Consider the following 12358-nt stretch of genomic DNA (forward strand, 5'->3'; position numbering starts at 1 on the left):
CGATCGATCAACCGTAGCTGTAGACGCGAACCATCATGGACTCCGGCTCTCATGCGTGATACTAGGGTAAACCCTATGGCGTGACATCGCGATACCTGCGATGCTTTTTGTGCACGAGTGTCATGGTCATCCCGATCCGCAAGGGGGTCCGATAATGTCAAGCAGTGCTCATCAATCGCCGACGCCGAATGGTGTTCCCGTCGCGACGACAGCGCACGACCATGGGAGCAAATCCCGTATTGCGCCGGAGGAAATCGCCGTCGGGGTGGTGGTCGGACGTGCGTCCGAGTACTTCGACTTCTTCGTGTTCGGTATCGCGGCCGTGCTCGTCTTCCCGCACGTTTTCTTCCCGTTCGCCGACGGTCTGCACGGGCTGTTGTACGCGTTCACCATCTTCTCGTTCGCCTTCCTCTCTCGCCCCGTCGGCACGGCGTTGTTCATGACCGTGCAGCGCCGCTGGGGGCGCAGCATCAAGCTCACGGTGGCGCTGTTCGTGCTCGGCACCGCCACGGCGGGCATGGCGTTCCTGCCCGGGTACGCCGTGCTGGGCGAGAAGTCGATCTGGCTGCTGGCGTTCTTCCGTCTGGTCCAGGGTATCGGCTTCGGCGGTTCGTGGGACGGGCTGCCGTCGCTGCTCGCGATGAACGCGCCACCACAGCGGCGCGGCTGGTATTCGATGATGGGGCAGCTGGGCGCGCCGATCGGCTTCATCATCGCGGCGGGCCTGTTCCTGTTCCTGCACTGGAGTCTGGAGCCCGACGACTTCCTGACGTGGGGCTGGCGCTATCCGTTCTACGTGGCGTTCGCCGTGAACGTGGTGGCGCTGTTCGCACGGCTGCGTCTGGTGGTGACGCACGAATACACCGAGATGCTCGAAGAGGGCCAGCTCGAGCCGATCAGCACGCGCGAGATGGTGCGTTCACAAGGCTACAACATCTTCCTCGGCGCGTTTGCCGCGTTGGCGAGCTACGCACTGTTCCATCTCGTGACGGTCTTCCCGCTGTCGTGGATTACGCTGCAGAACACGCAGGACATGGACAGTGTGCTGATCGTGCAACTGTGCGGCGCGGCGATCGCCATCGTCTGCACGGTGATTTCGGGGCGCATCGCCGACCGCATCGGCCGACGCACCACGCTCGGGCTCTTCGCGATCTTCATCGCCATCTTCGCGCTGTTCGCGCCGTTCCTGATGGGCGGAGGCTCCACCCGGCAGGACATCTTCATTCTCGTGGGCTTTGCGCTGCTCGGCCTGTCGTACGGACAAGCGGCCGGGACGGTGACGTCCAACTTCGAGCAGCGCTTCCGCTACACGGGGGCGGCGCTCACGACCGACTTCGCATGGCTGTTCGGCGCGGCGTTCGCGCCGCTCGTGGCACTGGGCCTGTCGGCGGAGTTCGGCTTGATCGCCGTGAGCGGATACCTGCTCTCGGGGGCGGTGTGCACGCTGCTCGCCTTGCGCATCAACAAGGCGCTGGAGACGCGCGACTGACGGCGCGCCCTTCGTTGTTCCGCCCACCGGAGACGGCGCGAACGATTCGCGCCGTTTTCATTTCCGAGGCAGGCGAGCGCGCGGATCACGCCTTGCGCAGCATGCCCACGATGGCGGCGGTGATGTCGCGCGTGCGCGCATCGTGTTCGCGATGGATCATCCCGACCGTGCGCAGCAGTGGCGGGTCGGCGATCGGCACGATGCGCAGCAGCGGATCGGCGTGCCAGTCGCCGCGATGCAACAGCGGCAACACCGACACGCCGACGTTCTTGCGAACGAGCGCGACGATCGTCTCGATGGAGTTCAGCTCCAGGTATTCGGTCACGCCGAGTTTCGCCGCGCGCAACGCCTGTTCCACCACCCTCCCCGTGCGCACGCGCCGGTCGAAACGCAGGAAGGCGTGCGCGTCGAGAATGCGCTGCGGATCCGGCTCGGTCACATCGCGATTGACGACCATGATCATCGGCTCCGTGTAGAGCGGCGTCCACACCAGGCCGTCCGCACGCGTGTCGTCGGCGCGCGCCACGACGGCAGCGATATCAACTTCGCCCTGCTCGACGAGTGCGGTCAACTCGTCCGAGCGAGCCGACGTGAGTCGCACGTCGAGCCCCGGGTGCGCCGTCTTCAGTTCCGCGACCACGAGGGATAGCGCGCCGATGACCGAAACCACGGCGCCGATGGTGACCGGGCCTTGCATCGTGTCGATGGCGGTGCGGGTGAGTTCCGCGGTGAGCGCGAGAATCTGCTCGACGCGGGGAAACAGTTCGCGTCCCTGACGCGTGAGCGTGATTTGCCGGCCGCGCCGGTCGAACAGCCGCTGGCCGACGGCGTCTTCCAGCCCGCGCATTTGCAGACTGACGGCCGCCTGCGTCAACGCCGCGCGCTCGGCGGCCGCGGCGAACGAGCCCGTTTGCGCCACCAGGCGGAAGGTCTTCAACATGCGCAGCGTCAGCATTTGGTGATTAAAAAATACTTAAGTCAGAAAAAGAAATATTAATATTTCTTTCCGGTCCGTGGGGGACATAATCGTGTCATGCAAGTCCCTCATGACAGGCTCCGCCGGGCTCGAGGGCACGACGATTGAGTAGGACCGACCCACAGAACGCGCCCATGATCATGCCCGCAGACGCTGGGCCGGTGCTCGAAGTCACCGGACTATCGCTGAAGTTCTCCAAAGCGCCCGATGCGCCCAATCTGATCGATGGCGTGTCGTTCGCCGTGCATCCCGGCAAGACGCTGTGCATCGTCGGCGAATCGGGGTGCGGCAAGAGCGTGACGTCGCTGGCGCTCATGGGGCTGCTGCCCACTCCGCCGGCGAACTTCGTGGCCGGCCGTGCGATGTTCGAAGGCCGCGACCTGCTCGCCCTGGACGAACGCGCGTTCGCCGACCTGCGCGGCAATCGTCTCGCGATGATCTTCCAGGAACCGATGACCTCGCTGAACCCGGCGTTCACCATCGGCCATCAGATCGAGGAGGGCATTCGTCGCCATCGCGGACTGGATCGCCGTGCTGCGCGCGCCGAGGCGCTCGAGATGCTGCGCAGGGTGCGCATTCCCGCGCCCGAGGCCCGGCTCGACAACTATCCGCACGAACTCTCCGGCGGCATGCGCCAGCGCGTGATGATCGCGATGGCGCTGGCCAACCGTCCCGCACTGCTCATCGCCGACGAACCGACCACGGCGCTCGATGTGACGATTCAGGCGCAGGTGCTCACGCTCATCCAGACCTTGCAGCGCGAGACCGGGACCGCCGTGGTGCTGATCACGCACGACCTGGGCGTCGTCGCCGAAGTGGCCGACGAGGTGGCCGTCATGTACGCGGGACGCATCGTCGAGTACGGCTCGGTCGACGAGATCTTCGACGATCCGCAGCATCCCTACACCATCGGCCTGATGGGCGCGATTCCCTCCATTGGCAAGCGCGAGGGCAGGCTCGCGACGATTCGCGGCGCGGTGCCGCCCCCCGAGCGCATGCCGGCCGGCTGCCGCTTTGCACCGCGTTGCCCGTTCGCCGAGGCGCGCTGCACGCGGGAAGTCCCGATGGAGCGCACGCTGTCCGGCACGCACCGCGTCGCGTGCTGGCTCGCGCCGGTCGAGGCGCATGCGGCGCCGCCCGCCATGACGTCCGAAGAGGTCATCGCATGAACGCCACCCCGGCATTGCTCGAAGCGCGCGATCTGACCAAACACTTCGGCGGCCATCGCGTCGGCTTCTCCCGCGCCCCTACGGTGTATGCCGTGAATGGCGTGTCGTTTGCCGTGCAGGCGGGCGAGACGTTCGCCATCGTGGGCGAGTCGGGTTGCGGCAAGTCCACGCTCGGCCGCCTGCTGCTGCGGCTGCTCGACGCCACACGCGGCGAGGTGCGCTACCAGGGCGAAGACATCATGACGCTGGGCGCGAGCGCGATGCGGCGTCTTCGGCGCGAACTGCAGATCATCTTTCAGGATCCGTTCGCCTCGCTCAATCCGAGCATGACCGTGGGCGGTCTCATCGGCGAGCCCATCGCCTTGCATGGCATCGCACGCGGTCGCGCGCGCGACGAGCGCGTGGCCGAGCTGTTGCGCACGGTCGGTCTGCAGCCCGACTACGCGCAACGCTTTCCGCACGAATTCTCCGGCGGTCAGCGCCAGCGCATCGGTATCGCCCGGGCGCTGGCGGGCGAGCCGCGCGTGATCATCGGCGACGAACCTGTCTCGGCGCTCGACGTCTCGGTGCAGGCGCAAGTCATCAATCTGCTCGAACGCCTGAAGCACGACTTCGGGCTCACGCTCGTCATGGTGGCGCACGATCTCGCCGTGATCCGTCATATGAGCGACCGGGTGGCCGTCATGTATCTCGGCGAGATCGTCGAGCTGGCGAGCGCCGATTCGCTCTTCGACAATCCGCTGCACCCCTACACGCAGGCGTTGCTGCAGGCGATTCCGGCGAGCCGCCCGCATCTGCGGCGCGAGCGCGCGCCATTGGGGGGCGAACTGCCGAGTCCGACGGCGCCGCCGCCCGGATGCCGCTTCCATCCGCGCTGCCCGCATGCGCGTGCCGCGTGCCGCGAACAGGCGCCGATTCACGAAGTGCTGCCCGACGGCCGGCAGATCGCCTGCCACTTCTGGCGCGAGATCCAGAACGCCGGCGCGAGCCCCGCGCGCGCCGCGCCGCCGAGCGACAAGCTCAATGCGCGTCTCGCGCTGTACCGCGCAAGGCAGGCGCAGGACGCCGGCGCCGGTGCGGGGTGACCCGGCGTCAGCGCCTCCGGATTCCGCGCTCCGCTTACCAACACTCATCAACGCATACCAACACACATCAACGAGAGGCTTCACGCATGCGCAACGTTCTGCTCGATCTTGTACTGGCGACGCTACTGACCACGGGGGCCGCCTCGGCGATGGCGCAATCGACCATCCGCATCGGCCTGCAGGAAGACATCGGTTCGCTCGATCCCGCGCGCAGCTCGCAGGTCGTCGACCGCATGGTGTTGCGCTCGCTGTGCAGCTCGCTCGTCGACATCGGCACGGATCTGAAGTTCGTGCCCATGCTGGCGACCTCGTGGAGCATGAGCGCCGACGGCAAGACGTGGACCTTCAAGCTGCGCCAGGGGGTGAAGTTCCATGACGACGAGCCGTTCAACGCGCGTGCCGTCAAGGCCAACCTCGACCGCGCGCGTACGCTGCCGGCGAGCAACCGCAAGAGCGAGCTGTCGTCGATCGAGCGTGTCGACGCGGTGGACGACTCGACAGTCAACATCGTGCTCAAGGCTCCGGATTCGGCGCTGCTCGCCACCCTGTCGGATCGCGCGGGGATGATGCTCGCGCCGAAGACGCTCGCGGATGACGCCGCCGTGCAATCGCGCCCGGTGTGCTCGGGCCCGTACAAGTTCGTGCAGCGCGTGCAGAACGATCGCGTCGTGCTGGAGAAATTTGCGGGCTTCTGGGATGCCGACAAGTACGCCGTCCAGAAAGTGATCTTCCTGCCGATTCCCGACACCACCGTGCGGCTCGCCAACGTGCGCTCGGGCTCGCTCGACATGCTCGAACGCCTCTCGCCGTCGGACGTGAAATCGGTCAAGCGCGACGCGAACCTGAACTTTGTTTCCATCGACGGCCTGGGTTACTACGGCCTCACGTTCAACGTGGCGCCGAACGCGCAGAAGGCGCTGCGCGACAAGCGCGTGCGTCAGGCGTTCGATCTGGCCATCGACCGCGACGCGATCAACCAGGTCATCGGCGGCGGCATCTTTACGCCGGCGAATCAGGCGCTGCCGCGCTCGGGGCAGTACTACGACGCTTCCATCAAGACGACCAGGCGTGATGTCGCGAAGGCCAAGGCGCTGCTCAAGGCCGCTGGTTTCGAGAAGGTCGACGTCACGCTCAGCTTCGGCAACAACACCGTGTCCAACCAGATGGCGCAAATGCTGCAGGCGATGCTCGCCGAGGCGGGCATTCAACTGAAACTGCGTCCGATGGATTATGCGGCGGCACTCGACGCGGCCCATCGCGGCGACTTCGACGTGCTCTACAACGGTTGGTCGGGGCGCGTCGATCCGGACGGCAACCTGCACCAGTTCGTGTCGTGCAAGGGCAATCTGAACTACGGCCAGTACTGCAACGCCGAGGTGGACAAGCTGCTCAACGAGGCGCGCGTGAAGTCGACCGTGGCCGAGCGCAAGCCGCTCTACGACGCCGCCAACAAGATCCTGGCCGAAGACGATCCGATCCTCTACCTGTATGTGCAACCGTGGCCGTATGTGCTCACGAAGAAGGTGCAGGGCTTTGTCGCGTACCCCGACGGATTGATTCGTCTGCGCGGCGTGAGCATCAAGGGCTGAGGACGGCGCCATGCTGCGACTCGTCGTCCACCGCGCGCTGGTTGCGATCCCCACGCTGATCATCGTCTCGATGATGATCTTCGGGCTGCAGAAGATGCTGCCCGGCGATCCCGTGCTCGCGATGGCCGGCGAGGACCAGAACCCGCAGGTCATCGCGGCGCTGCGCGAGAAGTACCACCTCGACAAGCCCTTGCCCACGCAATACGCGCTCTGGATCGGCGACGTTCTGCGTGGCGATCTCGGCAACTCGCTGCGCACGGGCGAGCCGGTGACGAAGCTCATCGCGCAGAAGTTGCCGGTGACGCTGCAACTCGCGGCGTTCGGTCTCGCCATCGCGATCGGCATCGGCATTCCCCTCGGGATTCTGTCGGCGGCCAATCGCGGCAAGGCCATCGATTACGGCGCGAACGTCCTGGCCCTGTCCGGCATGTCGATTCCGAACTTCTGGCTGGGTATTCTGCTGATCTTTCTCGTCTCGGTGCGCTGGCAGTTGTTGCCGTCTTCCGGCTACGTGCCGCCGGGCGAGGATCTGTGGATGAGCGTGAAGACGATGATCATGCCCGCGTTCGTGCTCGGGGCGGCGCTCGGTGCGCAGTTGATGCGCCACACGCGCAGCGCCATGCTCGGCGTGCTGCGTACCGACTATATCCGCACGGCGCGCGCCAAAGGCCTGTTACGCGGCACGGTGGTGCTCAAGCACGCGTTGCGCAATGCGTTGATTCCTATCGTGACGGTGCTCGCATTGCTGTTCGGCGAACTGCTCGCGGGCGCGGTGCTCACCGAGCAAGTCTTCACGATCCCGGGCTTCGGCAAGCTGGTCGTGGACGCCGTGTTCAATCGCGACTATGCGGTCGTGCAAGGCGTGGTGCTGGTCACCGCCGTGAGCTTCATCGTGCTGAACCTGTTCGCGGATGTGCTGTACGTGCTGCTCAATCCGCGCCTGCGACGCGCCTGAACGCGCCTGATTTTCATCGACCCGACTCCGACCATGGCCGCATTGCCCACGACCCATTCATCGCCGGAATCCCCCGCCGCGCCGCCGGCGACGACAGGTGCCGCTGTGCAGGGGGTGCCGCGCCGTCGCTATCGTGGCCTGCGCAAGTTCGTCCGCAACCGCGCGGCCGTGGCCGGCGCCGTCATTGTCGCGTTCGCGGTGATCGTCGCGCTCTTCGCGCCGTGGCTCTCGCCCTACGATCCCATTGCGACGAGTTTCCTCGTCGTGCGGCAGGCGCCGGGCGCACTGCACTGGTTCGGTACCGACGAGCTCGGTCGCGACGTGCTCGCGCGCATGATCTTCGGTGCGCGCGCGTCGCTTGCGGCGGGCGTGGTGTCGGTCGGCATCGCGGTGATCGTCGGCGTGCCGCTCGGGCTGCTCGCGGGATACTTCGGACGCTGGGTGGACGCCATCGTCTCGCGCCTGGCCGACGCACTGCTCTCGATTCCGTTCCTGATTCTCGCGATCGCGATGGCGGCGTTCCTCGGCGCGAGCCTGACGAACGCGATGATCGCCATCGGCGTGTCGGCCATGCCGCGTTTCGTGCGACTCGCGCGGGCGCAGGCGCTCACCGTCAAGGCGGAAGAATACGTGGAAGGCGCACGCGCCATCGGGCTGACGGACGCGCGCATCATCGTGCGCTACATTCTGCCCAACGTGCTGCCGCCGATCATCGTGCAGGCGAGTCTTACCGTGGCGACGGCCATCATCGCCGAGGCGAGTCTGTCGTTTCTCGGCCTGGGGCAACTGCCGCCCGCGCCGTCGTGGGGCTCGATGCTCAACACGGCCAAGGATTTCGTGGAGCAGGCGCCCTGGATGTCGATTTTCCCCGGTATCGCCATTTTCCTGACGGTACTCGGCTTCAACCTGCTGGGCGACGGGCTGCGCGACGCCCTCGATCCGCGCGAGCAGTAAGTAGCGCGACCTGCGGAACCCTTTCAACCTTCGAGACAGAGGTCAACAGCAAGTCCATGACGCAATTCAATTGGCAGAACCCGTACCTGACGCCGCGCCTGCCGGTGTTCGCCCGCAACATCGTGTCGACGTCGCACCCGCTCGCGGCGCAAGCCGGTCTGCGTATTCTCTGGCAGGGCGGCAACGCCGTCGACGCCGCGATTGCCGCCGCGGCGTGCATGACCATCGTCGAGCCGGTGTCCAACGGTCTGGGCGGCGATTGCTTCGCCCTCGTCTGGGACGGCAAGCAGGTCCACGGCCTGAACGCCTCGGGCACCGCGCCCGGCGCATGGAACGTCGACTACTTCCGCAAGAAGTATGGTGAGCAGCACGGCATCGCCAGGCAGCCGATCCGCGGTCTCGACACCGTGACCGTGCCCGGCGTGATCGCGGGCTGGGAAGCGCTGCACGCGAAGTTCGGCAAGCTGCCGTTCGCCGACCTGATGGCGCCTGCCATCGAGATTGCCGAGCGTGGCCACGCCATCGCGCACATCGTGGCGCGCAAGTGGGCGGCGGCGGTGCCCGAGCTCAAGGACCAGCCGGGTTATGCGCAGACCTTCACGGTAAACGGCCGCGCGCCGACGACGAGCGAGATGATGCGCTTCCCAGGCCATGCGCGCACGCTGCGCATTCTTGCCAGCGAAGGGCCGCGCGCGTACTACGAAGGCGAGATCGCCGAGCGCATCGCCGCGTGGAGCGCCGAGCACGGCGGCGCGATGACGACCGGAGATCTGCGCGGCTACCGCGCCGACTGGGTCAAACCCATCGAGAAGGACTATCGCGGCTACACCGTGCACGAGATCCCGCCGAACGGGCAGGGCATCGCGGCGTTGATGGCGCTCGGCATTCTCGAGAAGTTCGACGTCTCGGGCCTGGCGGTGGATCGCGTGCACTCGCAGCACTTGCAGATCGAGGCAATGAAGCTCGCCTTTGCCGACCTGTACAAGTACGTGGCGGACCCGCGTTCGATGGAGGTCACGCCCGAACAGATGCTCGACGACGCCTATCTCACCGAGCGCGCGAAGCTCATCGACCCGGAGCGGGCCACGCAATTCGACTTCGGCATGCCGAAGGCGGGCGGGACGATCTACCTGAGCGCAGCCGACGAGCACGGCATGATGGTGAGCTTCATCCAGTCGAACTACATGGGTTTCGGTTCGGGTGTGGTCGTCCCCGATCTGGGCATCGCGCTGCAGAACCGCGGCTGCGGTTTTTCGATGGACCCGAAATCCGCCAACGTGGTCGAAGGCGGCAAGCGGCCGTTCCACACCATCATTCCGGCGTTCCTCACACAGAAGGTGGACGGCAGGCACGAGGCGGTCATGAGCTTCGGCGTGATGGGCGGCGACATGCAGCCGCAGGGCCATCTGCAATCGATCGTGCGCATGCTCGACTACGGCCAGCAGCCGCAGGCGGCCTGCGATGCGCCGCGCTGGAAGGTCAATCGCGACTTCACCATCGACGTCGAATCGACGCTCGACCGTGAAACCGTCGCGGGCCTGCAGGCGCTCGGTCACAAGCTCAAGTCCATCGACGATCCGTACATGGACTTCGGCTCGGGCCAGTACATCTGGCGTCTGGATCGCAACGATCCGGATCGCGGCTACGTGGCCGCGAGCGACAGCCGTCGCGACGGCCTGGCCGCCGGCTACTGATCAGGCCGTCCGGTTCGCGGGGCCGGCCAACCGGTGCCCGTCGCGTCAGCTCCGCGCCGTCGCGGCGTTGAGCGCATCGCGGTTCAGGCCCGCCACGTTCTTGTAGCGATTCGAGATGGCGGCAAGATCGGCGGCGCCGATCACGTCGTCGATGTGGGTGAACGGCTTGTCGCCGCTCAACTCGTGCACCGTCTGCAGAATCGCGTCGGGCGGCGCCTTGCGGTTCATCAGGACCACGTCGGCCGTGGCCTTGCCACGAATCCGGTCGTAGGCGTCGAGCGCCGCGGCCGTGAGGCCGTGTTCGTGCAACTGCGCGGCCAGACACGGCGCGTCGAGAATCGCCTGCCCGGCGCCGTTGGAACCGCGCGGCACCATCGGATGCGCGGCGTCGCCCAGCAGCGTCACGCGTCCGAAGCTCCAGCGCGGCAGCGGGTCCTGATCGACCATCGGATATTCGAGAATGGTCTCGGTCGCCTCGATCATGCCGGCCACGTCGAGCCAGTCGAAATGCCAGTCGGCGAATGCCGGGAAGAAGTCCTCGAGACGACCGACGCCGTTCCAGTCGCGCCGCGCCGGACGCGGCGTCTCGATCTCGGCCACCCAGTTCACCAACTGATTGCCCTTGCCGTCCACGTCGTTGCGAATCGGATAGATCACCATCTTGCCGACCGAGAGCCAGCCGGCGCGCACCATCGTCGCGCCGGTGAGAAACGGCGGCAGCACCACGCTGCCGCGCCACATGTTCACGCCGGAATAGCGCGGCGCGCCTTCGGTCGGGTACAACTGCTTGCGCACGACGGAGTGGATGCCGTCCGCCGCGATGAGCACGCGTGCGCGCACGGGGGATAGCGATTCGCCGGCAGGCGATTCGAAGGCGACCGTCACGGCGGCGTCGTCCTGCGAGAAGCCGGTGCAGCGGTGGCCGAGCACCACGGCGTCATCGCCCAGACGCTCTCGCACGGCGGCCAGCAGCACGCCCTGCAGGTCGCCGCGGTGGATCGAGAACTGCGGCCACGCATATCCGGCGTACTCGCCCGCGGGCTCGCTGTACACGAACTGCCCGAAGCGGTTGAAGAACGCCGACTCCCGTGTCGTCACCGCCACGTCGCGCAGCGCGGCGGTGAGGCCGAGGCCGTCGAGCACGCGCGACGCATGCGGCAGGATGTTCACGCCCACACCGAGCGGGCGAATTTCGGGCACCGCTTCGTACACGCGGCAGGCGATGCCGGTGTCGTGCAGGTTGAGGGCGAGGGTCAGGCCGCCGATACCGGCGCCGACGATAGCCACGTCGATCGATGAGGGCATGTGGAGTGTCTCCTGAGCGGCAAGGCGCCAACGGTTCTGGTATGGACACCATTAAAGCGCGTCGCCAGTCATCAGGGAATTTTGATTATCATATGAATTCATATTCATTAGTTATGAGTTGCCGATGAACATCTCGCTGCGCCAATTGAAGGCTTTCGTGCTGGTGGCCACGCTGGGCAACTTCACTCGCGCCGCCGAGCGGCTGCACATCACGCAGGCGGGGCTGTCGGTCATGATGCGCGAGATCGAAACACAACTGGGCAGTCGGCTCTTCGATCGCACGACGCGCAGCGTCACGCTGACGCAAGCGGGGCATGCGCTGCTGCCGGTGGCCAGCGCGGCCGTCGGTCAGCTCGACGCCGTTGCCGGGCAGATCGCGGCGTTCGGGCAGGCGGCGCGCAAGACGCTGCGCATCGCGGCCACGCCGCTGGTCTCGTCGCATCTGATGCCCGTCTGGTTCGGCGAGTTTTCTCGCGCGAACCCCGAGGTGGATCTGCGGCTGCACGAGGCCGAACTCTCGCAGGTGCATGCGCTGATCGAGCAGGGCGAGGCCGACCTGGGGTTCGGCTTCTTCACGAAGGCCTCGCACGGCATCGAACGAACGCTGCTGCAGTCGTTTCGCCTGATGCGCGTGACGGCGGGGGCGAAGCGCACGCAGCGCACATCGCCCAAAGCCGGCAAGGCCATCACTTGGAACGACCTGCGCGACGAGCGGTTGATCGGCCTGCCGTCGGACAACCCGATTCAGCAACTGGTGGAAGCCCAACTGGCGCGCATCGACCGTGCCGACGAGCCACGCGCCGCCTTCCGTCGTTTCGAGACGCTCATCGGCATGGCCGAGGCAGGCATGGGCACGGCCATCATGCCGACTTTCGCATTGCCGGCGTGCCGGCAGCGCGACGTGCGCTGGGAAGTGCTCACTCAGCCGGAGGTCATGCTGGGCTTTCATCGCATCGTCAAGCGCGGACGCGCGAAACCCGAGCTGTGGCGGCAATTCACCGAACAGGTGACGACATCGCTGCAACGCATCGACGCCCTGGCCGACGGTGACGCGCGTTGACTTGTCGGGGCGTCGCGGGCGGAGGGGCAAGGGGGACGAGGGGAGGACCGAAGCCATTGCCGTCGCGCTGTCAGTACGCGCT

General features: G+C 66.3%; 10 protein-coding genes. 8 read left to right on the forward strand and 2 right to left on the reverse strand.

Annotated elements, in window-relative coordinates:
• Positions 1-154: 154 nt before the first annotated feature.
• Complete coding sequence (locus tag RO07_RS05645) at positions 155-1489, forward strand: MFS transporter (RefSeq protein ID WP_039408808.1); 1335 nt, start codon at positions 155-157, stop codon at positions 1487-1489.
• A gap of 85 nt (positions 1490-1574) precedes the next feature.
• On the opposite strand, the gene RO07_RS05650 is transcribed toward RO07_RS05645, so the two are convergent.
• The gene (locus RO07_RS05650; protein WP_039408810.1) at positions 1575-2444 is read right to left on the reverse strand and encodes a LysR substrate-binding domain-containing protein; all 870 of its coding nucleotides are present in this window, start codon (positions 2442-2444) and stop codon (positions 1575-1577) included.
• Between the two features lie 161 nt (positions 2445-2605).
• Here RO07_RS05650 and RO07_RS05655 point away from each other — a divergent pair, with 161 nt between their 5' ends.
• The 6 genes from RO07_RS05655 to RO07_RS05680 all read left to right on the forward strand — a co-directional run bounded on the left by RO07_RS05655 (position 2606) and on the right by RO07_RS05680 (position 9911).
• Complete coding sequence (locus RO07_RS05655; RefSeq protein WP_039414386.1) at positions 2606-3634, forward strand: ABC transporter ATP-binding protein; 1029 nt, start codon at positions 2606-2608, stop codon at positions 3632-3634.
• Positions 3631-4719 (forward strand): ABC transporter ATP-binding protein, encoded by a 1089-nt coding sequence (locus RO07_RS05660; protein WP_039408812.1) that lies wholly within the window; start codon positions 3631-3633, stop codon positions 4717-4719. Before RO07_RS05655 ends, RO07_RS05660 begins: the two co-directional genes overlap by 4 nt.
• A gap of 86 nt (positions 4720-4805) precedes the next feature.
• On the forward strand, positions 4806-6308 hold the full coding sequence (locus tag RO07_RS05665) for an ABC transporter substrate-binding protein (RefSeq protein ID WP_039408815.1): 1503 nt from the start codon (positions 4806-4808) through the stop codon (positions 6306-6308).
• Between the two features lie 10 nt (positions 6309-6318).
• Complete coding sequence (locus tag RO07_RS05670; protein ID WP_039408818.1) at positions 6319-7263, forward strand: ABC transporter permease; 945 nt, start codon at positions 6319-6321, stop codon at positions 7261-7263.
• A 33-nt stretch (positions 7264-7296) separates the two neighbouring features.
• On the forward strand, positions 7297-8217 hold the full coding sequence (locus tag RO07_RS05675; protein WP_237171384.1) for an ABC transporter permease: 921 nt from the start codon (positions 7297-7299) through the stop codon (positions 8215-8217).
• Positions 8218-8273: 56 nt separating this feature from the next.
• Entirely contained in the window at positions 8274-9911 is a 1638-nt protein-coding gene (locus RO07_RS05680) for a gamma-glutamyltransferase family protein (RefSeq protein WP_039408824.1), read from the forward strand.
• Positions 9912-9956: 45 nt separating this feature from the next.
• Here RO07_RS05680 and RO07_RS05685 read toward each other — a convergent pair whose 3' ends face one another.
• Positions 9957-11216: a flavin-dependent oxidoreductase gene (locus RO07_RS05685; protein WP_039408827.1), complete on the reverse strand. Its 1260-nt coding sequence runs from the start codon at positions 11214-11216 to the stop codon at positions 9957-9959.
• 124 nt (positions 11217-11340) lie between these two features.
• Between RO07_RS05685 and RO07_RS05690 the strand changes: the two genes are divergently transcribed.
• On the forward strand, positions 11341-12276 hold the full coding sequence (locus tag RO07_RS05690) for a LysR family transcriptional regulator (protein WP_072636969.1): 936 nt from the start codon (positions 11341-11343) through the stop codon (positions 12274-12276).
• The last annotated feature ends 82 nt before the right edge of the window (positions 12277-12358 follow it).

The sequence above is a fragment of the Pandoraea pulmonicola genome, from assembly GCF_000815105.2.
Taxonomy (GTDB): domain Bacteria; phylum Pseudomonadota; class Gammaproteobacteria; order Burkholderiales; family Burkholderiaceae; genus Pandoraea; species Pandoraea pulmonicola.

Excerpts from the sequence above, each read along its gene's own strand:
- RO07_RS05645 (WP_039408808.1), top strand. The coding sequence starts at position 155 with ATGTCAAGCAGTGCTCATCAATCGCCGACGCCGAATGGTGTTCCCGTC.
- RO07_RS05650 (WP_039408810.1), bottom strand. The coding sequence starts at position 2,444 with ATGCTGACGCTGCGCATGTTGAAGACCTTCCGCCTGGTGGCGCAAACG.
- RO07_RS05655 (WP_039414386.1), top strand. The coding sequence starts at position 2,606 with ATGCCCGCAGACGCTGGGCCGGTGCTCGAAGTCACCGGACTATCGCTG.
- RO07_RS05660 (WP_039408812.1), top strand. The coding sequence starts at position 3,631 with ATGAACGCCACCCCGGCATTGCTCGAAGCGCGCGATCTGACCAAACAC.
- RO07_RS05665 (WP_039408815.1), top strand. The coding sequence starts at position 4,806 with ATGCGCAACGTTCTGCTCGATCTTGTACTGGCGACGCTACTGACCACG.
- RO07_RS05670 (WP_039408818.1), top strand. The coding sequence starts at position 6,319 with ATGCTGCGACTCGTCGTCCACCGCGCGCTGGTTGCGATCCCCACGCTG.
- RO07_RS05675 (WP_237171384.1), top strand. The coding sequence starts at position 7,297 with ATGGCCGCATTGCCCACGACCCATTCATCGCCGGAATCCCCCGCCGCG.
- RO07_RS05680 (WP_039408824.1), top strand. The coding sequence starts at position 8,274 with ATGACGCAATTCAATTGGCAGAACCCGTACCTGACGCCGCGCCTGCCG.
- RO07_RS05685 (WP_039408827.1), bottom strand. The coding sequence starts at position 11,216 with ATGCCCTCATCGATCGACGTGGCTATCGTCGGCGCCGGTATCGGCGGC.
- RO07_RS05690 (WP_072636969.1), top strand. The coding sequence starts at position 11,341 with ATGAACATCTCGCTGCGCCAATTGAAGGCTTTCGTGCTGGTGGCCACG.